Here is a 23,864-nt window from a genome sequence, read left to right as displayed (position 1 = left end):
TCGGCTTTTTCATTGACTTCGTTGCTTTCATAAACACCTCTACTTGCAGTATAAATACTACCTATCAAAGTGTCCTGTTCTATTAAACCATTACAGTACTTGAGTGGTTAAGGTAAATTGGTCATCCTTTTCGGGTAAACGTTTACCGTTCTTTTCGACAATTTTACCAATGCTAATCCGACCGATAATCGGTGGGGTGATGGCTAAGCCTTTAATCATGATGTTCTCCAATAAAAAAGAAAAAAGCCCTTGCTGTTATGCAAGGGCTGTATGCCGTGTCAGGGTAAAAAGTGAGTGGTGGAATCGGTTTGAGTTAATCGAACTTAATACTGAGTGACTGGTTAATCACTGGCTTTGGTATTTGCGACAGGCCGTTCATAGACTAAAAAGCGTCTGCTACCGACTTTGCTGCGTTGATATTGTTGACAGAGTTGTGGATGATCTTTAGCGAGTGCAGTAGTATCTAGGTAAACCGAGTCTTTAGCCTTTTTCCATGACAATGAGCCTTGAGAAAATTGGGCATAACTGGCTTCACCTAAATTCTGTTGCAGCAGTTGTTTATAAAATTCCTCCTGTTGTTGGTAAAAGCTGAGTTGCTTACGTGTGTTGATGAGCGAGTCAAATAAGCCTAAGACATGGGTATTGTTGCTAAAATCAACCGTTTGACCGTAGTCTTGTGGGAACAAGCAGCGTAAAGCAATGCCTGCGGATTCAGAGCCATCGGCACAAGGCGGTATATTGCTTTGCACGTAATGCCAAAATAACCGCTCTAATTCAATCAGTTTGGCTATCAACTCTTCATCACGTTCAATGCGATAAATCTTGAGTTGCTGACCACAAATCAACACACAGACATCAGCGGCTTGTAAACCTGTTACCGCTAATTGATGTTGTACCTGACATTCCACATACTCAGGCACACCGTCTTTCCACAACTTTGCGCCATATTCACCTGCGGTTTTACATTCCAGTAATTGAACCTCATCACTGCCAACGACCCGATAATCAATATTGGCCAACATCCATGACTTGTCACTATCGGCATGTTGCAGAATGGCATTAACCTTACGCACTTTACGGCCTGTGACTTTGGTGTAATGTTGGGCAATAATCGGTTCTAAAATTTGACCCCAATACATCTTGGAGTCTATATCAGGTATCACCGAAGAATGGTGATTCGCCTCAGAATCAATGTTATCTTCACTAAAACGCCCTGTTTTAATCATCCATAATTCCAACTGGGATTGATAGGGATTGAGACCAACAGCTGCGGCAGCATCACTACCGCCAATGCCTTGACGGCGAACAGCTAACCATTCGCTACGGCTTAAGCCTTTGGTGTTGATTAAACGAATCGCGTTGGCAGTGTGGGTGTGGGCTTTAGTGGATTGCTCACTCAGTACGGTTAAAGACAGAGAGTTGTCTGAATTAACAGGCGTAGCTGTACCAATGGCCAGCGGTTGATGTGATACAGCCGCCAATGAAGTTGATGGCGATCGTTCAGTATGTTGATATTCCATAAAAACCTCGACATAAAAAAAGCACAGCCTGTAATACAGACTGTGCTTGGGTGAATTGATAAATTTGTTGAGTAATGACGAATTGACGAATGCAGAAACGAGTTAAGCTAAAGCGATTGGCACACGTTGCCTACCTTCCGAAAAAATCGTTGCATTAGGATTAGCCGAACTGAGTAATGACCACCACCACGGCAACGCATGAGGGTTACTCAGGGGTAAATGTTGGTCGCCATAGCCATGATTATCACTGAGATGAATTTCTAAACAGTGGGGACTGCTGAGTAGTTCATGCACTAAGCTCCATTCCACATGGTTCGTCTGTACCGCCAGAATATTCAAATGCGACAAATCTAAGGCGTAATGCACCCTAGATTCCAACAGTTGTTGATATTCTTGCCATGTACTGATTAACCAATGATGTTTACCGTTTGGCGTAGGGTAATGACCTTCAACACCGACAGGCATCCCAAATAAATCCTCAATCTCTTGAGTAAACTGTAAAACCTCAGCGACTGAACAAGTACCGCGTTTACCTGCATGAGCGGTATAAACAGGCGCATCCAGCAAGTGCGATAAATGCGCCATTTGTTTAAACCACTCTTTTTCATGTGGCCAATCGGCTATATCAACGATTTTGTGCTGTCTTTCGATATGAACATTGGCATGGCAGCGAAACTCAATGTGAGCTAATTCAGCTTTTAATTGCAATGCCAATTCAGGGGTAAATTGCCCCAAATTCTGCGGACAAATTTGTAAGCGTTTTGTCGATAGATAACCGAGTAAAGGCTCTCGTGGTGTAACGTCTAAAGCCAATTGAATCGCTTGTTGATGAGTTAATCGACCATAAGCTCCTAAAGACACATGCACCTCTTGAGCACAGGACAGAGTGTCAACGGATTCAGCCTTATAAATCGTATTCATAATTGCTGCACTCCGTGTAATACTCGGTATGTTCTAAACGAAAGGTTCCCTCGGTGACGTTAATCGTCACCGTACCCGAGCCACCATCATTGTTTTCCCAACCCCCATGATGAGCATCGACCCACGTTAAGGTAAAATCACGTAAGGCGGAATCAATCGACGATTGTTGCTCCTGTAAAAAGTAACGGTATTCACCATCTTGATATTCGCCTGCTAAACAGTGATACGTGAGCTGCTGTGTTTTTAAGGTATCGGCAATATTGGCTTGAGCTAATGATTCAGGAAAAATTTCTAATTCAGAGACATCACCCGAGTCACCACCGCCTTCATAACGCACCACTAATTGAGTAATGGCTAAGGCAGCAAGGGCAGTTAACAGCGGTTGACGATTAGCACGTACCGCCTCAAAGGATTTAGGACTGTAACCCATCATGATAAAACTCCAACTTAATAACGATAATTAAGAAAAAAGGCATAAAAAAAGCCCTGTGCCAAAGGGCAACAGGGCGGATGAAATCAAGGAATTACAAAGGAAAAATGGACAGCAAATGAATAAATCATCTAAGTGAAAGAAAAGGAATTAACTTGCTAAATCAGCGTATTATTCACCGCTGGTTTGCTTGTATCGTGGTAGGGTGAATGACGCGCATATTCCATAAAAAATTGGGTATGAATTAATTCACAACGCTGCTCATCCGCGTCTAAAATGACTTTACCCTCAGCCCCTTCTTCGGTATCCCAATCGGGGTATTTAATCCCTAAACAGCTTAAAGCGAAATCACACAAGGCCACACGCATCGACACTTGTTGGACTTCACCTGCACTGTAATACTGACCTTGTGTATCACGTGCGAGGATTAAAAATTGGTAGGACAGTTGGCATTTATCAATCTGCGTTAACTGTGTTTCAGGGAAGGCCTTTAAGGCAGTGACATCGCCTGAATCAGCATAACTTTCATATTCGATAGTAATCTCACTGATACCTAATGAGGGCATAGTGTGTAATAACAAATCACGATTAGCTTGAATAATGGCAATCGCCTCTGGATTATGATACTCGGACATGGGAGTTCTCCATGAAAAAGTTGAATAAAAAACTAATAGAGCAATCGGCAACAGCTATAGACAATAGCGATAGTCATTTGATGGGACTGAATAATCGGTGTGAACCAATAAGAATTGATCGTTTAAGCTATTGATGGTCATGACACCTTCACCACCCTGATTGTTTTCCCAACCAGCATGATGAAGATCAACCCACATGATCGTAAACACACGTAATGCCTCCTCTAATGACAAGGGTTTATCGACTAAAAAGTAATGATAAGCACCATAACGGTATGTGCCACGAACAAAGCTAAACGCCAAAAGTTGATCTTGTAGTGCGGAAGGGGATTGGTCATCATGAGAAGGAATAACAATTTCCGTAATATCGCCTTCATCACTACTACCACGATAACGGACGATAACTTCATTTATCTCGACTGCTTGTAATGCGTTTAGCACACGTTGCCGATTGGTGGATAAAGCAGTCATCGCTTGTGAATTGTGAGAGAGCATGATGCCTCCAATAATCAAACGGCATAAAAAAAGCACGATGACCACCACAGTCACCGTGCTTTAAGAAACATAAAATAAGGCAGTTGAATTAAATAAAACTGGCAGACTATTTGTTTGTTGCTGACAACAATAACCCACAAATAAGTTAAGCCGACACCAACCGTAATGCCTCATCCAATGCACGTTGTTTGATAACCGCCCCTTGGCCAAACCATGCTGAATCTAAACGATGGTCAATACTGCGTGCCTTACGCTGATGGTCAACAAATTCAGTCACAGAATTTAATAAACCAAATGCCGTCCCCTTAGCAGACGATAACTCCGCCCCTAAACCTTGACCCTCAAACAAAGTCTTTGCTTTTGCCATGGTGCGTTCAAAGGATTGCATACTGGCTTGACCTTTCATTGCCGCATCACCAAAGACTTTGGCATAAAACTTATCGACTTCGGTACTTTTGACTTTACGTTCACTTAAGGTCTTTAAGCGATACATAAAATCATCCCAAGCAGCCACAGAAACACCGAGTTGTTTCTTAACGGCTTGTGCATCAAAGGTAGTATTGTGAGGAACTTTCACGGCTTGACCTTGACCATTTAAAGCCACGGCTAAGGTGTTATTACACACCACCCGAATACTGGTAAATTGCGCGGTTGTGGCTAAAGTGCCATCACAAGCGGTTGCCAACAGCAAATAGCCATTAGTGACATCATTACCGCGTAAGCTCATGGATTGACCTGTTTTAGCCAATGCCCAAATTTTACGACCGCCTTTTAACACCCCAGCCGTTTCTAACTCAAAGCCAGAGACTTCGGTTAAATCGCGATAAAATTCTAAAATTTCACGCGGTTGAACCACTTGATAACGTTGACTGACGACTGACAGGGGAGTGTTCGTATCTGAGCGATACAACACCTTATTATCGGCAAAGGTACGAATGGATGATGTTTGTTCATCACCTGTCATAAAACGGACAGGGGCTTCTAAAATAGACCAATCCATACCTGCTTGTTTAGCCCAAACCTCTAGGGGCTGTTGTTCTTCTAAATGATTACCTAAACCGTGCCATGGGGTTGTACCGACATAAGCCATCGATTCGACTAAATGTGACATGATAAATTCTCCGAAAATGAAAGATAAAAAACTATCATCAATAAAGTATAGTTAAAAGCAAATGAGACGCATTAACATATACAAATAAAGCTGAGGGAAATAACATTGAAAAGGACAGTGAAAGAAAAAGCGTGATAACGATTAAAATGAAGAAGAGGGGTAAAGTAAGTTTAATGTGAATGACGAGGCTGACTAAAGGTATAACCACAACGTAAGCACTTGTAATTATCTAAAATGTTATCGTCAACAAATTCACCGAGTTTAGAGCCCGCCGTACCGCCTGCAACTCCACCGAGAAAACCGCCTAATAACGCTCCTGCAAAACCACCGACCACTGAACCAACAGGGCCAACGATGGCACCAATAGATGCACCGACTCTTGCTCCGTTAAATGAAGCAGATGCGCCACTAGCCGCTCCTGCAACAGTACCCACAGCACTGCCAGTCTTTTTAGCCTGATTTAAGGTGTCTACTTGATAAGATAAACAATAAGGACAACGCATAGTCATGATGATGAATCCTCTATCAATGAAACAGATAAAAAAGCCATAGACCTAGACTACCGCTAAGGCAGTCTAGGCTATGGCAAGGTATTGGAAATAAAAGGAAATGAGTTTGATTCACTCAGTTAAGTAATATGTATTTGAAATTTTTTGGGATGAGAGTAAGCAACTAAGCTATTGGTGCTAAAAAAAGATTGAGTAAACGTGCACCAAACTCATCTGTAGCAGTTTTCAGATTCTTTGATTATACAAGTTCAATATAAATATCATTAACTTAATACTGGATTGATTGATGATGCGTAAAACCATTGGGTAAGATATTCAAAAGTGCTTATTAAACCAAACTATAAAATTGTCTTGTGCTTTTTTTCTGATGAATGCTAGACTCTGACCATTATGCGTTTATCCCTTTATCGTCTGACCAGTCGAATCACCTTAATAGTGATGTTATTGACCTTTTTGTCGCCAACTTTTGGGTGGCAGCTTGTAGCTGACCATGAACAACTCGCGCATTCTTCCCCAACTTCTTTCTTTGAACAAGATCATCATCACCCTGACCATGCAGATGTCATAGATTTATCTTCTATTCACGGACATGAACATGAGGATGCTCATAGCATGATTGGACATATGCTGGGTCATATGCCAATGAGTATGGTATCTCCTTTTGAGTTTTTAGTTGTTCGTAGTGGCATGATAATCCATACAGCACCGCTCATGTCAGTACGATTAAGATTGCCAGAGCAACCATTTCGCCCGCCACAAAACCTATTTATTTAAGTATTTGGTCAACCACACTCAGCTTTTAAGCTGAGCATAGCCATTATTTTTAAATAGGAGTTTCCCTATGACGGGATTCTTTTTAACAGGCGCACAAAAAGCGTCTAGTCGACATGGCTTGCCTAAAGCATTGTCGACAGTCATTGGATATATCTGTTTGCAGATTAGCCCTGTACAAGCCGAACTTATTACTGAGCAAGAAGCCATTAAACAGGCATTATCACGTCCGATGATAGCAATAGCAGAAAAATCAGATATTGAAGCAGCACAACAAACCGTGAATGAAGTGAGTTTGTGGCCTAATCCAATGGTGTCGATTGAGCGAACTCAAGTTAGTGGAGATGAGGGACGTAATACTGAGTTGACTTATCAAATCGAACAAACTTTTGATATTTCAGGTCATCGACGTTTAGAAAAAAAAGCCGCACAACAACACCTGATGTCAGTCAAAGCATTACAACAAGATCAACGTCAGGCCATTATTTTAGAAGTCCGCCAAGTTTTTTTAGAGTTGCTTTATCAACAGCAACTACAAGAAATTTATCAAAAGTGGCAAATACGTCTTAATCAAGCACAGCAAACCATACAGAAATTAGTCAAAGCAGGTGAGGTATCAGGTTATGACTCGCGACGCTTACAGCAAGAACTGTTAACGGCATCAACACAATCTGCACAAATACAAGCGGAGATTGTCTTGTTACAGCATCGTTTAGCAGGTTTGACGTTTGCTCAAACAGCTAATGAGTTGACCGTAACAGGCCATTTATTGCCATTAAGTTTACCCGATTTAAAAGAGCTACAACAAAAGCTGAATAACAGGTCTGATTTAGCCGCAATGGATGCACAAATTAATGCCTTATCGCATCAGGCTGAAGCCGCAGGTTTAAATAAAATTCCTGATATTAGCTTAGGAATAGGACAAAAAAGAATCAGCACCCCAACAGGTTCAAGTGATGGTATTAGCTTATCACTGGCTATGCCGTTACCCGTATTTAATCAAGCAAAGACACGTCAGTTGAAGTTTTTATCAGAGGCAGACAGTTTGCGTGCAAAACGAGATTTGCGTTATCAGCAGGCTAATAGCGTATTGATAGGGCAATGGCAGCAGTTAGAGCATTTAGCAAAAGCAGCCATTGCACTACGTGAAAACGCAATGGGAAATGCAGAACGATTATCTACGATTGCACAGGCAGCCTATCAGGCGGGTGAAGTAGGTGTATTGGAATTATTAGATGCGTATCGTGGTGAATTAAGCACCGTACAAAGCATTATTACCCTTGAATATCAAGCCAGTTTAGCCCGTGTCACCTTAGATAGTTTGGTGGGAGTCACACTATGAAAAACTTAAATAGATTATTGCTCATTAGCACTTTAGCCTCTGCTCTATCATTAACAGCGTGTAGCAAAAAAGAACACTCCCATGAAGACGGGGAGCATGAGCATCCATCTCATGAGGAAGGACATCAAGAACATGGTCACGGTCACGGCGGAGGGATTAGTGTGACCCATTACACGACAGAGGCAGAATTATTTGTCGAGTATCCCCCCTTAATACTTAACACAGAGTCAGCATTTGCTGCTCATTTGACATGGCTAAAAGATTTTAGTGCGGTTAATCAAGGTCAGTTGTTGGTCAGCTTAACAGGCGGTGGCCATCCAGAAGAGCGTGTTGTCGCAACAGTGAGCCAAACAGCAGGCATTTTTAGACCCGTCATGAAGCCGCAATATATCGGCAAACGGCGTTTGCAATTGATTTTAACAGACGGTACTCAACAAAGTGTCCATGATTTAGGCGAAGTTGAGGTTTATCCAGATGCTAAAACAGCGACTGAACATCAGGCGGTTGCAGAAGAAGAATCAGGATTGATTGCGTTTACCAAAGAGCAGCAATGGAAAATAGATTTTGCGACTGCACCAGCAGTCACACGTGCAATGCGAGATTCTGTTTCTGCTATCGGGGTTATTAAACCGCGTGCAGCAGGACAAGCAATAGTGACAGCCATCAGTACGGGTATTATCAAATCCGCGACAAATGATTTTCCACATTTAGGACAAAAAGTGCTTGCTGGTCAAACACTAGCGTATTTATCACCGCGTTTAGGCGGAGATGCAGATCTTGCAGCCTTATCACTGGCTATTGAACAAGCGAGTATTACCTTAGACCAAGCCAGTTATGAGCGTAAACGTTTAGAGTCTTTATTGACCCTTGAAGCAGTTGCAGAAAAAAGAGTGATAGAGGCACGACAACAAGAGCGTTTAGCACAAGCAAATTTAACCGCAGCACGTAAGCGTTTAGCCACCTATCAAGGAGGAGAAGGCGGCATTGCGTTAAAAACACCCATTTCGGGAACAGTGGTTGCTGTGAATACCACAGCAGGTGCATCAGTCGAAGCTGGGCAATCGTTGCTACAAATTGCTGATTTAGACAAAGTTTGGCTCGAAGCTAAAATTCCTGAAAGTGAGTTAAGTCGAATTCAAACATTAACAGGCGGCTTTTTTAGCTTAAATAGTCTGTCTCAAGCCATCGCTTTAGAAATAGGCAAAAATGCACGTTTAGTCGCTTATGGCGGTTTGGTCGATGCTAATACGCGTACTGTCCCAGCTATTTTAGAGTTTAGCAATCCACAGCAGCAATTACGTTTAGGCATGACTGTCAATACCCAACTTTATACAGGTGTTGCACAAAATCTTGTTGCTGTTCCAGCCAGTGCATTAAGTGATGAAAATGGCCAAAGTGTGTTATTTGTTTTGAAAGAGGGAGAGTCATTTGAACGTAGGGTAGTAAAGGCAAGTATTCGTGATGGCGATTGGGTTGGCATTAGCCAAGGGCTGATAGCAGGTGAACGTGTGGTAACACGTGGTGCTTATCAGGTTCGTTTAGCAGCCACTGCACCTGCTGCTATGGGTCATGGTCATGCACATTGAGGAATAGATGATGATTGATTTTCTCATTCGCTGGTCATTACAAAATCGGCTGTTTGTCTTTATTGTTGCCCTATTATTAATGTTTTGGGGAGGCTGGCAAACGACACGAATGCCTGTCGATGTCTTTCCTGATTTAACCGCACCCTCTGTTACGGTGGTCACAGAAGCTCATGGCTTATCACCCACAGAGGTCGAAAATTTAATTACCTTTCCCATAGAAGCGACATTAAATGGTGCGCCCAATGTGCGTCGGGTACGCTCCAATTCAACGATTGGCTTATCCGTCATTACTGTTGAATTTGCTTGGGGAGTCGATATTCGAGAGGCAAGACAAGTTGTCGCTGAAAAATTGCAATTAGCACAAGCGAGCTTACCTACCGATATTCCTACACCACAAATGGCACCTGCCGCTTCGGTGATGGGCGAAATTATGTTTATTGCCTTAACCTCACCCACGGCAACAGGGGCAGAGCTAAAAACGACTGCTGATTGGGTAGTACGGCGACGGTTATTAGCCGTTTCTGGGGTTGCAGAAGTGTTAACCATTGGTGGAGATGAAAAACAATATCAAGTAACACTCAATCCAGAGCGATTAGCAACGTATAACATTAGCGTTAATCAAGTCGTCGAAGCCTTAAAACGAAGTAATCACAATACTGCCGCAGGATTTTATCAAGAGTCTGGTCGTGAATATTTGATTCAAGGTTTGGGACGAGTGCAAACCCTAGAAGATGTCGCTAAAACGGTGGTCGTGCGTAAAAATGGTCTGGCCGTTTTGATTGGTGATTTGGGAACAGTGGAAATAGGAGTAGGCATTACCCGTGGAACAGGTGCTTATAATGCTAAATCAGCAGTAATTTTTGCCATTCAAAAACAGCCTGCGGTGAATACCTTAGCCTTAACTCAACGCCTAGATGAAGCCTTTATCAGCATTCAACAGTCCTTGCCCAAAGATATGAAAATTGAATCTCATATTTTTAGACAGGCCGATTTTATTGAGCGAGCTTTAGATAATTTGTTGTTAGCCCTACGAGACGGTGTGATTTTGGTCGTTGCTATTGTCTTTGCTTTTTTACTCTCTTGGCGAGCAACCTTTGTCACTTTAGTCGCACTGCCTTTTTCTTTAATGGTGGCTGTGCTGATTTTATATGGATTAGGGGCAACGCTAAATACCATGACATTAGGAGGGTTGGCGATTGCGCTTGGTGCATTGGTTGATGATGCGATTATTGTGGTTGAAAACATTATGCGTCGCTTACGGCAAAACGCATTAATCAGTCCAAGCCAACAGTCATCGGTTATTCATGTGGTATTTGAGGCAACGCGAGAAATACAAGGTTCGATTGTGTTTGCAACACTGATTATCATGTTGGTATTTTTACCTGTGTTTTTATTATCAGGTGTTGAAGGTCGTTTATTAGCACCCCTTGGTTTTGCTTATGTCATTGCATTAGCAGCTTCTTTATTAGTGGCCATTACACTAACGCCTGTATTAGCAGTACGCTTCTTAGCAGATAATGCCCATCTCTCGCATCGTGAACCCCAATTATTAATGCAATTACAAGCCGTTTATGTCACGGTCTTATCAGCAATCATTAATTATTGGCGAGCTATCTCCATCGTGTCTTTAACAATGTTATTGATAGCAGTGATTGCGTTAATCAATGCAGGTCGTGCTTTTTTGCCTGATTTTAATGAGGGCAGTTTAACGGTCAATGTCACAACGTTACCAGGTACGTCTTTAGAAGAATCTGACCGCATGGCAAAACGCGTTGAAGCTATTTTATTGGCACAACCCGAAGTGGTAGCAACTGCTCGTCGAACAGGTCGTGCGCCTGCCGACCCACATGCACAAGAAATTTATGCCTCCGAAATTGAAACCAGCTTAGTGATGAAAGCGCGTAGCAAAGAGGCGTTATTACAAGCCTTACGTGAAGATTTTTCATCTTTGGCAGGTATGAGTGTGGTGATAGGTCAACCAATCTCACATCGTATTGACCATATGCTTTCAGGTACTCGTGCCAATATCGCCATTAAGTTATTTGGAGCTGACCTTGTGCAACTACGTCAATTAGGTGAGCAGATCAAAACCATTGCCAGTACCACATCAGGAGCAGTCGATGTTAGCTTAGAGCAACAAGCTGATATTCCTTTTGTGATGATTAAACTTAAACGAGACATGATTGCACAATATGGGCTTTCTGTTGAAGAAGTCATGGAGGCTGTGCAAACGGCTTTTGCAGGCACAGAAGTTTCTAAGATTTTAGAAGGACAAGCCAGCTTTGATCTTTTGGTGCGTTTTGATCCGAAGGTTCGTCGCTCATTTGAAAACTTGTCATCTACGTTAATGACAACTCCTGAAGGCGCGCAAGTGCCATTATCTGCCTTAGCAGAAATTAGACGCGATGTTGGCCCGAATTTAATTAGTCGTGAAAATGTTCAGCGTAAATTAGTGGTCATGGCGAACGTGGCTGGCCGTGATTTATCTAGTGTCGTAGAAGATATTCGTCAACAAGTGACACAACAAGTTAAATTTCCTACAGGCTATTATGTTGAGTTTGGTGGCCAGTTTGAAAGTGCTAATGAAGCAACACGCACCTTATTAATCATGAGTGTGGTGGTTATGGCAGGTATATTCTTATTATTATACCTTGCCTTTCGCTCAAGCCGTGATGCTTTGGTGGTGATGTTAAATTTACCATTAGCTTTGATTGGGGGTGTCATTGGTATGTATCTTGTTGGTGGGTTATTGTCAGTTGCAACATTGATCGGATTTATTACCTTGTTTGGTATTGCAACACGTAATGGCGTGATGTTGATTTCTCATATCCGTCATTTACATCTAGAAGAAGGAGTGTCTAGTCCGCGTGAAGCTGTATTGCGAGGCGCAAAAGAGCGATTAATTCCTATTCTGATGACTGCTTTAGCGGCTGGCTTGGCATTAGTGCCGTTAGCGTTGGCCGCAGGTCAACCTGGTAGTGAAATACAAGCACCAATGGCAGTAGTTATTTTATTTGGCTTATTGTCATCAACTGCATTAAATATGTTTGTTGTGCCAGCTTTGTATTTACGTTTTGGTGAGATTGGTCAATCGCAACGAGAGGAAATCAACAATACAAAACACGCCGAGGATATATAGCTTCTAAAAATTGTTCTATCTCAAGAAACGGCTCTATACGAGCCGTTTCTTTTTAGAAAAACATTATCAAACATTTTCGTATATTTGATTTTTATTGTAGATATAACAACAAATATGTAATATTAACTACAAATAAAATTGGTGGTTATTATGAATTGGATATTGCTTGTTTTATCTTTGTCTACAGCCAGTGCAACGGCTCGTATGCGTGCATGGCGTGCCTTAAAAACGGAGGGAGCAGCCGTATTGCGTGATGGTGCTTATCTTTTGCCTGCCTCGCAACAAGCTGATATAGCATTACAGGCGATAGCAAAAGATGTTCGTGACCATGATGGTATTGCCTATGTATTACCAACAAGCGGAGATATTGAACTATTCGCAGCCTTATTTGATCGTACAGAGGAATGGCAAACCTTACTAAAAGAAATTACCTCCCTACAAACACAGTTATTAACTCAATTTAACGTAGATGTTTTAAAACAAACACGTAAATTGCGTAAGAATTTTAGCCAATTAGTCGCTATTGATTTTTTTCCTACAGAGGCACAAAACCAAGTTGCCTCAGTCTTACAAGATTTAGAACAAGCTGTTGCAAAAGCGAGTTCCCCTGATGAGCCGCAAGCACTGTCGAACACAATTGCTCCGTTATTAAGAAGTGATTTTAATCAGAAGATATGGGCAACTCGTGCGCGTCCTTGGGTTGATCGTCTAGCCAGTGCATGGCTGATTTGTCGTTTTATTGACACCAATGCGAGTTTTTTATGGTTAGCTTCCCTAAATGATTGTCCAGCCGATGCTATTGGTTTTGATTTTGATGGCGCATATTTTTCCCACGTTGGTCATAAAGTGACTTTTGAGACTTTATTGGCCAGTTTTAGTTTAGAAACCCCCGCATTACAGCGTTTAGCACAATTGGTACATTTTTTAGATGTTGGAGGGGTACAGCCTCCCGAAGCCGAAGGGATAGAAAAAGTACTCGCTGGCTTAAGAGAATCTATTCAAGACGATGATCAATTATTAACAACGGCCTGCCAGTTATTTGATGGACTATTGATTAGTTTTAACAAAGTTTAGGAATATAGTCATGATGATCACACATCAACCAACATATACCCTCTGGCAATTAATTGTTTACTTTTTACGCTTAGGAACATTTGGCTTTGGTGGGCCAGTTGCGTTAGTGGGTTATATGCACCGTGATTTAGTAGAGGAAAAAGCTTGGATTAGCGAATCGGACTATAAAGAAGGACTTGCATTATCACAGATTGCCCCAGGCCCATTAGCAGCACAATTAGCCATTTATTTGGGCTATGTTCATTATCATATTCGTGGGGCAACCTTAGTTGGCTTAGCCTTTGTCTTACCGTCATTTTTTATGGTCTTGGCATTAGGTTGGGCTTATGTAGAGTTTGGTGGTCTAACATGGATGCAATCAGTGTTTTATGGTGTTGGAGCAGCAGTCATTGGTATTATTGCCATTAGTGCGCACAAATTGACCACAAAAAGTATTGGTAACGATAAATTATTGTGGGGGATTTTTGCAGCATTGGCGGCTGTTACTATTATCACCGAGTCAGAAGCTGCTGCTTTATTTATTGCAGCAGGGGCTTTAGTGTGGTTCATTCGTTGTAAACCACGTTGGCCAACGAGTAAATTATCGGCATTGGCTGCACCTGTCCCTTTACAACAGATTGCTTTAACCACGGCAACAGATAGTAATACTTTAATTCAAATTGCTTTATTTTTTACGAAAGCAGGGGCGTTCGTTTTTGGCTCAGGCTTGGCGATTGTGCCATTTTTATATGGCGGTGTTGTTACTGAGCATCATTGGTTAACTGAGCATCAATTTGTTGATGCCGTCGCTGTTGCGATGATTACGCCAGGTCCTGTGGTGATTACAACGGCATTTATTGGCTATTTAGTCGCAGGAGTGCAAGGTGCATGTATTGCTGCATTAGCGACTTTTATTCCTTGTTATCTATTGACCATTTTGCCAGCACCATACTTTAAGAAATATGGCAAACATCCTGCACTCATCGCCTTTGTCGATGGTATTACTGCGGCTGCGATTGGTGCAATTGCAGGGTCAGTAGTGGTGTTAGCACAACGATCTATCGTAGATATTCCAACAGCATTACTTGCCATTGGAACGGGTGTTTTACTATGGAAAATAAAATCTATTAAAGAACCTATTATTGTTATTGGGGCAGCACTAATTGGATTGATTGTTTATCCATTGATGCACTAATTGAAGATCATTTTAGATGAACTCTAATATACAATTGACTCATCATATCGTGTTTTAAGTGATACTATTCGTTAGTTAAATTTGATCACTAATATGTATTGGTCTAAATAGACAAGCAATATAATTAAATGCCTGTGCCTTTTATGACAATCCAATGTTTTTGACATAGTTTAATAGTCATTACGCCAATTTTACACAGGCTTACTATATTGCTATCATCAATTTAATACTGCATTGAGTGAAGAGGTGTAAAGCCATCAGGTAAAACGTCTTCACCTTTTCTAAGATTATCAAGATAATTCGCCCAATCTTGCATCATTATTTTGCGATCATTTAGAAAGCTGGTTCGATTATAAGCACGACCATGCACATCACGCACTTGATGAGCTAATTGATGTTCAATAATTCCATCAGGAAAGCGGAGTCGCTCTGCTAAAAGTGTTCTGGCCATTGCTCTAAAACCATGACCAGACATTTCTTCTTTTTCAATACCCATACGTCTAAATGCGGATAAAATGGCATTATTACTCATCGGACGATCATCGCCACGCAAACCAGGAAATACATATAGACCATGACCTGAATAGGGCTGAATGGCTTTCAAAATTTCTACGGCTTGTTTAGATAGTGGCACAATATGGTCTTGATGTGTTTTGCTGGCTTTAAATCTCCATTCAGCCGTTTCTAAGTTAATATCTTTCCACTGAGCTTGTCTTAACTCGCCAGGTCTTACAAACACTAAGGGAGCGAGCTGTAAGGCACAACGTACAATAAATGTGCCTTCATAGCTTTCAATTTGGCGGAGCAACTCGCCAACTTGTGCTGGTTCAACGATAGAGGCCATGTGCTTTTCTTTGGGGGTTTTGAGTGCACCGCCTAAATGAATTGTAGGGTTATTTTGCGCTCTATCGGTTTGAATGGCATAACGAAAAATTTGGCTAATATCAGATTTTGCACGATGAGCAGTTTCAAGACTGCCTCTATCTTGAATACGTTTTAAGACATTTAAAATTTCAATCGGTTTAATTTCGATGATTGATTTATCGCCAATCCATGGAAAAATGTCTCTTTGTAAACGGGCTTCAATTTTTGAATAATGGCTAGAAACCCATTCAGACTTTTTAACATTCAGCCATTCAAGAGCAATTAGTTTGAAACTGTCTTTTACCTCAATGGATTCAACTAATTTACTAGCTTTGCGATTGGCGGAGGGGTCAATACCTGTCGCTACCATGCGCCTATATTCGTCACGTCTCTCTCTCGCAATTTTTAAGCTGATGTCTGGATATGTCCCTAAAGATAGCGTTTTACGCTTACCGTCAAAGCTATAATCAAAACGCCACCATTTAGCGCCAGTGATTTTGACAATCATATACAGCCCCTTTTCGTCAGACATTTTGTAGTCTTTTTCTTGAGATTTAGCTCCCTTACAACGGGTATCGGTTAATGACATTTTGTGCTCCTGTCAAAAAAGATAGTTTTAGAACTAAACAATCTATTCATTAAGTTGTGATGAGAAATATAATTTTTTTATAAAAATTAGTAAAATCAATAGTTTGTAATGGTTTTTGTGCTTTGTTGGTTCTTTTGTGGGCTTGTTAAATTTAGTTGGACAAAAAATTGAGAAATAAATAGAGTGGCTATTTACAAAAGTTAACAATTCTTTTGCAGAGTGAATAATAAGAGACTGTGAAAAAACTGACTTGAGATAAAGGTTTTTGATGTGTCGTTTGAATGAGAATAGGGGATAAGACTGAGTTAAAGTCATGGAAGTTGAAAAGCAAGCATCTAGTTTTTGTAACTCTTTGGAGTAAGACATTACGGTAACAACCTAGCGGAAAGTGCAGTTACCGTTGAGGTTACCGTAAAATTGGATTAGATGGTATTAATGGTCTTTGGATTTGATTGTGCATAAAAAAACCGCTAAGTAGCGGTTTTTATTAGGTTTTTGATGTTTTTTCTAGCTTGTTGGAATATTAAATGGTGGAGATGGCGGGAATTGAACCCGCGTCCGTCAGCACTACGCTCTTGGCTCTACATGTTTAGTCTAGTCTATTGATTTAATCGACGACGACCCGACCGACAGGGCGTAGCCAACGATTCTCTAAGTTTTAGATTTATGCCGCGAGACAAGACATAAAGCATAGCCAGTGTAGCGTTACGCCCAAATCCCCCAGCCACCGGCGCATGGGTTCATTGCTTCGCTAACTATTAAGCTGCGAGTGCGTATGTTTCGTCGTTTGCGACTATATTTTGAGATTTTTATTTACGAGAGACACCTCACTCTCGACATGCACCTCAGAGTTTCATCACCGCCGTCGAAGCCATGTCATCCCCAAAGTCTAGCCAGTATAACACAGATATTGAGGATATTTGAGAGATTTCAACTGCTTAACCGTCATTAGACTTAATTATTACGAAAAATGCGTTGTTTTTCGCGCTGCCAATCACGTTCTTTTTCGCTATGACGTTTATCGTGTAATTGCTTTCCTTTGGCTAAACCAATTTGACACTTGGCTAAGCCATTTTTCCAATAAAAAGACAAGGCCAAGCAAGTGTAGCCCTTTTGTTGCACCGCACCAATTAACCGATTCAGCTCACGTTTGTTAAGTAATAGTTTGCGCGTACGTGTCGCTTCGGGGACATAATGTGTGGATGTAGACAATAAAGGCGTGATATTCGAGCCTAGTAAAAAGGCTTCGCCATCCTTAAGTAATACATAAGAATCGACTAATGAGATACGACCAGCACGCAAGGCTTTGACTTCCCAACCTTGTAAAACAATACCTGCTTCGTAAGTATCTTCAATAAAATAATCATGTCTTGCTCGTTTATTTTGAGCAATATTATTGGCGGCGGTTGATTGTTTACTCATATAGTGTGAATACGTAGCAGAAAAAATAAAGTTGATAACGGCAATTATGCACCGTTACCTTGATGACAAGATAAGCACCAATCAATGAGGCGCTCAACATGTAACATACTGATTGTTGAGTATAACCCGATTACTGGCCTGCTATATAGTCTGTTATATCAAACGTGTAAATTCAAAGAGGCGCTTTGAAGTACGTCTGAAAAAACAATAAACGACAACAAAAAATGCACAATCACGGCCTCTATTTAATAAGATTTTCGCGTATATAGGTTTAAGAGGTAGTTGAACTTTTATTTGAACCAAGTCAAACATCCTTTTGTCTGGAGGGAGCTTGTGTTGTTTCATAAATAGGGTCAAATTTAATCATGTCTCGTGAAAACATAAATCTAACGGCTTTCTCTACAAGAAGCCTAAATACAACGGAGTTTTGTGATGAAAAGAATAGCACTTGTATCTTTTTTGGTATTAATGAATCAATCCGTATTAGCACAAAGCCAGTGCCGTGTTGGACAAGTAGTACAAATTACGGGCAATGTTGAGTTACAGCGTAAAAATGAAACCATTAAGCCCATAGAAGGCACCCAAATTTGTCGAGGCGACCTCGTCAAAACAGCAACAGGTTCTATTGCAGAATTAAAGTTACGCGATGGCAGTAAAATTACCGTTGGAAAAGACAGCCAATTAGTGATTAAAGAATATAAAATTTTTCGAAAACAGCCCAATGTTGCTCTATTTGAGTTGTTACAGGGGGCTTTTCGTAGTGTGACGGGTAGTATTACCAAACGTCCGCATCGTTATGAAGTGACTACGCGCGTTGCTACGATTGGGGTGCGTGGTACCGACTTTTGGGGAGGGTACGGCTTAAGTCCCGATGGTGCGTTAGATGTCGTCATGTTAGAGGGTACGGGGGTATATGTCAAAAACGACAAAGGCCAAGTAGAGTTAGATAAAGCAGGTTTGGGCACTACCGTATCAAGTGATACGCCAACTACACCCAAAACATGGCCAGAAGAAAAAGTCATGCGTGCTATGGCCACGATTCAGGCAAATTAAAGAGAACAGTTTTAAATGCATTAAAAAAACGGGTGTTATTAGTCATAAGATTGTACCTAAGTCACTAACTTAGGTACTATTACTCATTGCCTATGATGATGAGTAAGGTTTATGAAAACACGTGTAATTTATCCTGGCACCTTTGACCCCATTACCAATGGTCACAAAGACCTCGTTGAGCGTGCATCACGTTTATTTGATGAAGTCATAGTCGCCGTTGCTGCGGGTCATCACAAAAAGCCTCTCTTTGATTTACAAGAGCGTGTTGAGTTAGTCGAACGCGTTGTTGCTCACTTACCCAATGTGAGAGTTTGTGGCTTTAGTCAACTATTAGCAAAATTTGTTCAAGAGCAACAAGCAACGGCGGTATTGCGGGGCTTAAGAGCGGTATCTGATTTTGAATATGAATTTCAGCTAGCGAATATGAATCGCCAATTAGTCGCTGATTTTGAAACCGTATTTTTAACACCTGCCGAGCACTTATCGTTTATTTCTTCGACCTTAGTACGTGAAATTGCCCGTCTAGGTGGTGACGTTTCTAAGTTTGTTCCATCCGAGGTTGTCACCGCATTCAATCTTAAATTTGGTCATTAAGAGGGATAGCGACTGATGGCATTAATGATTACCGATGAATGTATTAATTGTGATGTTTGTGAGCCTGTCTGTCCCAATAAAGCGATTTTTCAGGGGCCAGATATTTACGAGATTGACCCTGGTTTATGTACCGAATGTGTAGGGCATTTTGATGAACCACAATGTCAAACGGTGTGTCCAGTGAGTTGTATTCCACATGACCCACGTCATGTAGAAAGTTATGAGCAATTAGTGCTGAAAGTCACTAAACTCCAGAAATAAAAAAGCCCCACCAACAAGTAGGATTGGCGGGGCGAAAAGGGGGGTTAATTCATTTAACCCTTGGCGCATTCTAGCGATAAACGCGCCAGTTTTCACCTGTTTTATCAAAAAAGATGTATTTATTGCTGAAACAATAAACGCTTATCACTAAAAATTAATTATCGGCTTTGCTAGTGGCCTGATTTTTCCATTCATCTTGAGTCGCTGTACATCCCATACAACGTGTGAATGTGGATTTAGCGGGACCAATCACCAAGGTCTTAGCCGCTTCTTCTACATTCCCCCCCAGAGCGGTAAATGGCAAGGAGGCTACAAAAGTCGCTGTACCACCTAAAGTGAGGGCGAGGAGAACAGGGCGTGCAAAAATAGCATCACCAGCCATCGCCATCGCACTAGGACGTTGATTAATTTGGTCATCTAATTCTTCGGCAAAAGAAGGCATCGCAGCGGTCATGCTAGCAACACATAAGCTAAAGGTTGCCAACGCATGGCGTGGAAACAGACTCATTGTTATCTCCTTGTTGAGAGTGTCGCGACTGTTGTTAATTTTTACCGTTTTATAACATAGTCACAAGATATTATGTAGCATTTAACTTGGTAAAAGTCGTTAACACATGCACAAATATGCAAAAGATGTACGCTCAGTGTTATTTAACAAAAGTAGCCAAATGGTTGATAGTTTTAGTAGTTATATCTTTGTCCATTCTACTGCAAATTATGTCGTTGCGAAATGTACTTATCACACGATTGTTGCCATAAGGCAGTTTAAATACCGCGCTATCGGTTAAAAAGCCTATTAACCTTTAGGGCTTAGATAGGCAGGTTGGCAAAGCAAGCAAAATACGGTGCTACGATTGTTAATACGTACGAGTGATAACGGATGTTGACAGCGTTTGCATGCCGCACCTTCTTGGCCATAGACCATCAACTCTTGTTGAAAATAACCAGGATTTCCCTCGCTGTTTACAAAGTCGCGTAGTGTGGTGCCACCACGTTCAATCGCTGCAGATAAAATACGATAAATATGTTCGTACAGGCGCTGAAAATCAGGCAAAGTCAGCATTTTTGCGGGATATAGTGGGTGTATGCCTGCATAAAACAGGGCTTCATTCGCGTAAATATTGCCTACACCAACGACGACTTGTCCATCCATGATAAAACTTTTCACGGGTTGGTTTTTACGTCTGCTGCGTTCAAATAAGTATTCTGCATTAAATTGGTCACTGAGAGGCTCAGGGCCTAGGTGTGCTAATAAAGAGTGTTGTTCAGGTGCTTCAGTGAGCCATAAAAAAACACCAAAGCGGCGCGGGTCATGGAAGCGTAAGGACAAATTGTTATTAAACTCTAGCACCACATGGTCATGTTTGCGTAAGGCTTGGTTCGGGTCACATAAACGCAAACTGCCCGACATACCCAAATGAATCAACGCAGAACCATTTGCAGTATCCAATAGCAGGTATTTACCCCGTCGACGTAAGTCAAGAATCGTTTGCCCCACAATGTCTTGTAAGGTGGTGGGAATTTCTTGTCTTAAGCGAGGTTGATAGATGCGTACAGCCATGACGGATTGGCCTATAATGGGCATTAAACCTCGTCGTGTGGTTTCGACTTCGGGCAGTTCGGGCATAATGTTTTCTTATCACATACAAAAATAGTCGCTGAAATTGTCTAGGCTCTGTAAGGATTCGTCAATATTAAGAGAGGATAACGAAGGTGTTCTCTTTGACATCATCCAGATACACGCAAAATCAGGCGCAATAAAAAAGCCCGAAGAACGGGCTTTTTTAGAACAAATATCAATAAAACTTACTTGATTTTTGCTTCTTTAAAAATAACGTGCTGACGAATTTTTGGATCAAATTTTTTGATTTCCATTTTCTCAGGCATAGTACGTTTATTTTTAGTCGTGGTATAGAAATAGCCTGTACCAGCAGAAGATACTAAGCGGATTTTGTCACGCATGATCTAATCCTCAAATTTTGTGGCCGTTAGCGCGTAAGTCTGCAACGACTTGTTCTACGCCAAGCTTATCAATAGTACGCATACCTTTAGAAGATACACGCAAACGCACAAAACGCTTTTCACTCTCTAACCAAAAACGATGGTAGTGTAGGTTAGGTTCAAAACGACGCTTCGTTTTGTTATTAGCATGCGAAATGTTGTTACCAACAATAGGACGCTTGCCTGTTATTAAGCAAACTTTAGACATAATTACTCTCCGAATGCAATCACAACCGCCGCTTTAGCAGCGGCAGATAGCAAGGGGCGCATTTATAACAAAATGCCCCTTTGACAGCAAGTAGGCTGACGCAAAACTCCGTTTTTATTTTGTCATTTTGCCACTTAAAAAGTGGTTTTTAGTAGAAAACCGTCAAAAGAGACGGTATCAAAATAAAACGTGGGATTTTAGCCGACGCAGGGGTGACTGTGTACGACTGACTTTCTTGCACCAACGCGATAAGCCTTGGTGAAGTTCTTAAATCAAAAAGGCTCAAGCTATATTCATAACTTGAGCCAGCTTTTGAAACTGAGCGTGTTATTTTAATAACACTTTTTCAATAATTTTGTGGATTGGACTCTTAAAGGGGGCAGCCAAGAAGCGCATAGACCAAAACTTGGGTTTGATGAGTACAGAGCGTGCATTAGACATGGCAATAAAACCTTCTTTGCCATGATATTTGCCCATACCAGAATGACCCACACCGCCAAATGGTAAGTCTTCTTCAGCAACGTGGGTAATCACGTCATTGACAGAATAACCACCCGATTGTGTATTGCGTAAAACAAAGTCAGCACGTTGTTCGTTATAATCAAAATAATACAATGCCAGTGGTGCGGGGCGTTGATTGATATAGTCTAAGGCTTCTTCAATATGGTCATATTCCATCATCATCAGCACAGGACCAAAAATTTCATTTTTGGCAATTTGCATACTTTGTTTGATGTTAGAAACTAACATCACAGGCATTTTGCGAGTATTAACAAAAGATTCGTTGGCGGGATTGATTTCAAAAATCTCTGCGCCTTGTTCACGTGCATCATCAAGATAGCTGTTAACGCGCTGGTATTGCTTATTATTGACAATGCTCGTGTAGTCTGGATTGTTAAGCATACTGGGATACATTTTAGCAATCGCGACACGCATTGCGCCCACAAACTCCAGCGTTTTACCTCTAGGAATAAAGACATAATCAGGTGCGACACAGGTTTGACCAGCATTCCAGCCTTTACCTAACGCAATACGTTCGGCTGCATCTTTCATAGGCACCGATTCGTGGATAATTGCAGGCGATTTACCGCCAAGCTCGAGCAGTACTGGGGTTAAGTTTTCAGCCGCCGCCGCCATGACAGTACGACCAACATTCGTCGAACCCGTAAACGTAATCTGATTAAAGGCTAAACGACTAAAGGCATCAGAAATAGCGCCACCACCTGTAATGACAGCGACTTGGTCTTCGCTAAAGGCTTCGGCCATCATTTTTTTAACGATTTGACCCGTTTTAGGCGTAAAGCTGGACATTTTAATCATGGCACGGTTACCCGCAGCCAAAGCGCAAATTAATGGGCTGATTGCAAGCAATAATGGGTAATTCCATGGGGTAATAATACCCACGACACCCAGAGGCTGATATTGCACCCAACCTTTAGCAGGTAAATGCGTTGGATTAATATGACGTTTGTCAGCTTGCATCCAAGTACGTAAATTTTTACTGTAATACTTAATATTTTCTAGACTGGTTAGAATTTCAGCGAACTTCGTTTCATGAATAGAACGATGGCCAAAATCTTCGGAAATCGCTTGTGCAATTTGGTCTTGGTATTTAATAAGTGCATTTTTTAAGTTATCGAGTAAGGCTAAGCGTTCACTGGCTGTTGTCGATGGACGTAAACGAAAAGCAGTTTTTTGCGTATCAAAAATACGCTGCATATCGGCAACTTCAGGATGGTCTATATGAAGAGAAGAAACGCTGGCAGTCATATTAAGCCTCTATTTACCATGTCAGCGCGGAGATGGGAGTCCGCTATTGATTAGCACTTTCGTACTAACTTAAAAATTATTGTAGTTTTAGAGTATTTGCTCTAATCTGTCAAATTAAAAATACATATTTCTGCTGAACGGTAGCATCATTCGTGTATTGCGCTTGGTCGTGGTTATGACGTGTTGTGATGGATATGTAGTAGGCTTCATGAAATTGGCCGTGTAAAGACCTAACTATTGTTGAGGTAGAACGGAGAATAAGAGAGGCACAATTTTTTAACATAAAACAAATGACCTTGATTTTGTTTGTATTTTGATACTTTTTTCGATGGATGTTTGCAAGATACTCTAAACTGAGCCACAGAAGTCGAACATGTATAACCACAAATCCAGCG

23 protein-coding genes, 1 other RNA gene and 1 pseudogene are annotated in these 23,864 nt (G+C 41.3%); 9 read left to right on the top strand and 16 right to left on the bottom strand.

All coding sequences use genetic code 11. From position 1 onward, the window contains the following. Positions 1–96: 96 nt before the first annotated feature. The 8 genes and pseudogenes from C8N29_RS08340 to C8N29_RS08305 all read right to left on the bottom strand — a co-directional run. Positions 97–219 (bottom strand): annotated as a pseudogene (locus C8N29_RS08340) (recombination directionality factor); the annotation flags it as partial. A 122-nt stretch (positions 220–341) separates the two neighbouring features. Continuing rightward, complete coding sequence (locus C8N29_RS08335; RefSeq protein ID WP_107865597.1) at positions 342–1,520, bottom strand: YqaJ viral recombinase family nuclease; 1,179 nt, start codon at positions 1,518–1,520, stop codon at positions 342–344. Between the two features lie 102 nt (positions 1,521–1,622). Further along, positions 1,623–2,441, bottom strand: coding sequence for a hypothetical protein (locus C8N29_RS08330; RefSeq protein ID WP_107865596.1), 819 nt, complete (start codon positions 2,439–2,441; stop codon positions 1,623–1,625). Continuing rightward, entirely contained in the window at positions 2,425–2,874 is a 450-nt protein-coding gene (locus C8N29_RS08325; RefSeq protein ID WP_107865595.1) for a DUF6878 family protein, read from the bottom strand. Before C8N29_RS08325 ends, C8N29_RS08330 begins: the two co-directional genes overlap by 17 nt. Positions 2,875–3,029: 155 nt before the next feature. Continuing rightward, positions 3,030–3,506 carry a DUF6878 family protein gene (locus C8N29_RS08320; protein WP_107865594.1) on the bottom strand — a complete coding sequence of 159 codons (477 nt, stop codon included), beginning with the start codon at positions 3,504–3,506 and terminating at the stop codon, positions 3,030–3,032. Between the two features lie 54 nt (positions 3,507–3,560). Further along, complete coding sequence (locus C8N29_RS08315) at positions 3,561–4,001, bottom strand: DUF6878 family protein (protein ID WP_107865593.1); 441 nt, start codon at positions 3,999–4,001, stop codon at positions 3,561–3,563. A 145-nt stretch (positions 4,002–4,146) separates the two neighbouring features. Then, complete coding sequence (locus tag C8N29_RS08310; protein ID WP_420836656.1) at positions 4,147–5,091, bottom strand: DUF932 domain-containing protein; 945 nt, start codon at positions 5,089–5,091, stop codon at positions 4,147–4,149. A gap of 191 nt (positions 5,092–5,282) precedes the next feature. Continuing rightward, a complete protein-coding gene (locus C8N29_RS08305; protein WP_107865591.1) occupies positions 5,283–5,621 on the bottom strand; it encodes a hypothetical protein in 339 nt (112 codons plus the stop codon). A gap of 390 nt (positions 5,622–6,011) precedes the next feature. Between C8N29_RS08305 and C8N29_RS08300 the strand changes: the two genes are divergently transcribed. The 6 genes from C8N29_RS08300 (at position 6,012) to C8N29_RS08275 (ending at position 14,707) form a co-directional block, all read left to right on the top strand. After that, on the top strand, positions 6,012–6,395 hold the full coding sequence (locus tag C8N29_RS08300) for a hypothetical protein (protein ID WP_107865590.1): 384 nt from the start codon (positions 6,012–6,014) through the stop codon (positions 6,393–6,395). 67 nt (positions 6,396–6,462) lie between these two features. Next, positions 6,463–7,734, top strand: coding sequence for a TolC family protein (locus tag C8N29_RS08295; RefSeq protein WP_107865589.1), 1,272 nt, complete (start codon positions 6,463–6,465; stop codon positions 7,732–7,734). Continuing rightward, positions 7,731–9,320, top strand: a complete 1,590-nt coding sequence (locus tag C8N29_RS08290) for an efflux RND transporter periplasmic adaptor subunit (protein ID WP_107865588.1) — start codon at positions 7,731–7,733, stop codon at positions 9,318–9,320. The genes C8N29_RS08295 and C8N29_RS08290 overlap by 4 nt, the downstream gene beginning before the upstream one ends. A gap of 7 nt (positions 9,321–9,327) precedes the next feature. Then, complete coding sequence (locus C8N29_RS08285) at positions 9,328–12,459, top strand: efflux RND transporter permease subunit (protein WP_204509303.1); 3,132 nt, start codon at positions 9,328–9,330, stop codon at positions 12,457–12,459. 150 nt (positions 12,460–12,609) lie between these two features. Then, a complete protein-coding gene (locus tag C8N29_RS08280; RefSeq protein WP_107865587.1) occupies positions 12,610–13,533 on the top strand; it encodes a chromate resistance protein ChrB domain-containing protein in 924 nt (307 codons plus the stop codon). Positions 13,534–13,543: 10 nt separating this feature from the next. Further along, positions 13,544–14,707 carry a chromate transporter gene (locus tag C8N29_RS08275; RefSeq protein WP_107865586.1) on the top strand — a complete coding sequence of 388 codons (1,164 nt, stop codon included), beginning with the start codon at positions 13,544–13,546 and terminating at the stop codon, positions 14,705–14,707. Between the two features lie 223 nt (positions 14,708–14,930). On the opposite strand, the gene C8N29_RS08270 is transcribed toward C8N29_RS08275, so the two are convergent. From C8N29_RS08270 to smpB, 3 genes are all read right to left on the bottom strand, one after another. Beyond that, positions 14,931–16,160 (bottom strand): tyrosine-type recombinase/integrase, encoded by a 1,230-nt coding sequence (locus C8N29_RS08270; protein ID WP_107865585.1) that lies wholly within the window; start codon positions 16,158–16,160, stop codon positions 14,931–14,933. A 528-nt stretch (positions 16,161–16,688) separates the two neighbouring features. Next, positions 16,689–17,044, bottom strand: a transfer-messenger RNA (tmRNA) gene (gene ssrA / locus C8N29_RS08265). Positions 17,045–17,114: 70 nt separating this feature from the next. Continuing rightward, positions 17,115–17,582: an SsrA-binding protein SmpB gene (gene smpB / locus C8N29_RS08260; RefSeq protein WP_107865584.1), complete on the bottom strand. Its 468-nt coding sequence runs from the start codon at positions 17,580–17,582 to the stop codon at positions 17,115–17,117. Positions 17,583–18,014: 432 nt separating this feature from the next. On the opposite strand from smpB, the gene C8N29_RS08255 reads away from it, so the two are divergent. From C8N29_RS08255 to C8N29_RS08245, 3 genes are all read left to right on the top strand, one after another. After that, positions 18,015–18,635: a FecR family protein gene (locus C8N29_RS08255; RefSeq protein ID WP_107865583.1), complete on the top strand. Its 621-nt coding sequence runs from the start codon at positions 18,015–18,017 to the stop codon at positions 18,633–18,635. A gap of 111 nt (positions 18,636–18,746) precedes the next feature. After that, entirely contained in the window at positions 18,747–19,229 is a 483-nt protein-coding gene (gene coaD / locus C8N29_RS08250) for a pantetheine-phosphate adenylyltransferase (protein WP_107865582.1), read from the top strand. A 15-nt stretch (positions 19,230–19,244) separates the two neighbouring features. After that, positions 19,245–19,490, top strand: a complete 246-nt coding sequence (locus tag C8N29_RS08245) for a YfhL family 4Fe-4S dicluster ferredoxin (RefSeq protein ID WP_107865581.1) — start codon at positions 19,245–19,247, stop codon at positions 19,488–19,490. A gap of 154 nt (positions 19,491–19,644) precedes the next feature. Here the strand turns inward: C8N29_RS08245 and C8N29_RS08240 are convergent, their stop codons facing one another. The 5 genes from C8N29_RS08240 to C8N29_RS08220 form a co-directional block, all read right to left on the bottom strand. Further along, positions 19,645–19,998: a hypothetical protein gene (locus tag C8N29_RS08240; protein ID WP_107865580.1), complete on the bottom strand. Its 354-nt coding sequence runs from the start codon at positions 19,996–19,998 to the stop codon at positions 19,645–19,647. Positions 19,999–20,286: 288 nt separating this feature from the next. Then, positions 20,287–21,117, bottom strand: coding sequence for a bifunctional DNA-formamidopyrimidine glycosylase/DNA-(apurinic or apyrimidinic site) lyase (mutM, locus tag C8N29_RS08235; RefSeq protein ID WP_107865579.1), 831 nt, complete (start codon positions 21,115–21,117; stop codon positions 20,287–20,289). Between the two features lie 179 nt (positions 21,118–21,296). Further along, the gene (gene rpmG, locus C8N29_RS08230; protein WP_001205031.1) at positions 21,297–21,452 is read right to left on the bottom strand and encodes a 50S ribosomal protein L33; all 156 of its coding nucleotides are present in this window, start codon (positions 21,450–21,452) and stop codon (positions 21,297–21,299) included. A 10-nt stretch (positions 21,453–21,462) separates the two neighbouring features. Next, positions 21,463–21,699: a 50S ribosomal protein L28 gene (gene rpmB / locus C8N29_RS08225; RefSeq protein ID WP_107865578.1), complete on the bottom strand. Its 237-nt coding sequence runs from the start codon at positions 21,697–21,699 to the stop codon at positions 21,463–21,465. Between the two features lie 327 nt (positions 21,700–22,026). Then, positions 22,027–23,469 (bottom strand): coniferyl aldehyde dehydrogenase, encoded by a 1,443-nt coding sequence (locus tag C8N29_RS08220; protein WP_107865577.1) that lies wholly within the window; start codon positions 23,467–23,469, stop codon positions 22,027–22,029. Between the last annotated feature and the right edge of the window lie 395 nt (positions 23,470–23,864).

The organism is Agitococcus lubricus, assembly GCF_003051055.1.
Taxonomy (GTDB): Bacteria; Pseudomonadota; Gammaproteobacteria; order Pseudomonadales; family Moraxellaceae; genus Agitococcus; species Agitococcus lubricus.
This window is presented reverse-complemented; position numbering and strand designations above follow the sequence as displayed.

What these genes read in the sequence shown, in the direction of transcription:
- smpB (WP_107865584.1), bottom strand. Translation starts at nt 17,582, where the DNA reads ATGAGTAAACAATCAACCGCCGCCAATAATATTGCTCAAAATAAACGA.
- C8N29_RS08330 (WP_107865596.1), bottom strand. Translation starts at nt 2,441, where the DNA reads ATGAATACGATTTATAAGGCTGAATCCGTTGACACTCTGTCCTGTGCT.
- C8N29_RS08310 (WP_420836656.1), bottom strand. Translation starts at nt 5,091, where the DNA reads ATGGCTTATGTCGGTACAACCCCATGGCACGGTTTAGGTAATCATTTA.
- C8N29_RS08325 (WP_107865595.1), bottom strand. Translation starts at nt 2,874, where the DNA reads ATGATGGGTTACAGTCCTAAATCCTTTGAGGCGGTACGTGCTAATCGT.
- C8N29_RS08280 (WP_107865587.1), top strand. Translation starts at nt 12,610, where the DNA reads ATGAATTGGATATTGCTTGTTTTATCTTTGTCTACAGCCAGTGCAACG.
- C8N29_RS08220 (WP_107865577.1), bottom strand. Translation starts at nt 23,469, where the DNA reads ATGACTGCCAGCGTTTCTTCTCTTCATATAGACCATCCTGAAGTTGCC.
- C8N29_RS08320 (WP_107865594.1), bottom strand. Translation starts at nt 3,506, where the DNA reads ATGTCCGAGTATCATAATCCAGAGGCGATTGCCATTATTCAAGCTAAT.
- C8N29_RS08270 (WP_107865585.1), bottom strand. Translation starts at nt 16,160, where the DNA reads ATGTCATTAACCGATACCCGTTGTAAGGGAGCTAAATCTCAAGAAAAA.
- C8N29_RS08295 (WP_107865589.1), top strand. Translation starts at nt 6,463, where the DNA reads ATGACGGGATTCTTTTTAACAGGCGCACAAAAAGCGTCTAGTCGACAT.
- rpmB (WP_107865578.1), bottom strand. Translation starts at nt 21,699, where the DNA reads ATGTCTAAAGTTTGCTTAATAACAGGCAAGCGTCCTATTGTTGGTAAC.
- C8N29_RS08285 (WP_204509303.1), top strand. Translation starts at nt 9,328, where the DNA reads ATGATGATTGATTTTCTCATTCGCTGGTCATTACAAAATCGGCTGTTT.
- C8N29_RS08290 (WP_107865588.1), top strand. Translation starts at nt 7,731, where the DNA reads ATGAAAAACTTAAATAGATTATTGCTCATTAGCACTTTAGCCTCTGCT.
- C8N29_RS08240 (WP_107865580.1), bottom strand. Translation starts at nt 19,998, where the DNA reads ATGAGTCTGTTTCCACGCCATGCGTTGGCAACCTTTAGCTTATGTGTT.
- coaD (WP_107865582.1), top strand. Translation starts at nt 18,747, where the DNA reads ATGAAAACACGTGTAATTTATCCTGGCACCTTTGACCCCATTACCAAT.
- mutM (WP_107865579.1), bottom strand. Translation starts at nt 21,117, where the DNA reads ATGCCCGAACTGCCCGAAGTCGAAACCACACGACGAGGTTTAATGCCC.
- C8N29_RS08335 (WP_107865597.1), bottom strand. Translation starts at nt 1,520, where the DNA reads ATGGAATATCAACATACTGAACGATCGCCATCAACTTCATTGGCGGCT.
- C8N29_RS08275 (WP_107865586.1), top strand. Translation starts at nt 13,544, where the DNA reads ATGATGATCACACATCAACCAACATATACCCTCTGGCAATTAATTGTT.
- C8N29_RS08255 (WP_107865583.1), top strand. Translation starts at nt 18,015, where the DNA reads ATGAAAAGAATAGCACTTGTATCTTTTTTGGTATTAATGAATCAATCC.
- C8N29_RS08300 (WP_107865590.1), top strand. Translation starts at nt 6,012, where the DNA reads ATGCGTTTATCCCTTTATCGTCTGACCAGTCGAATCACCTTAATAGTG.
- C8N29_RS08315 (WP_107865593.1), bottom strand. Translation starts at nt 4,001, where the DNA reads ATGCTCTCTCACAATTCACAAGCGATGACTGCTTTATCCACCAATCGG.
- rpmG (WP_001205031.1), bottom strand. Translation starts at nt 21,452, where the DNA reads ATGCGTGACAAAATCCGCTTAGTATCTTCTGCTGGTACAGGCTATTTC.
- C8N29_RS08245 (WP_107865581.1), top strand. Translation starts at nt 19,245, where the DNA reads ATGGCATTAATGATTACCGATGAATGTATTAATTGTGATGTTTGTGAG.
- C8N29_RS08305 (WP_107865591.1), bottom strand. Translation starts at nt 5,621, where the DNA reads ATGACTATGCGTTGTCCTTATTGTTTATCTTATCAAGTAGACACCTTA.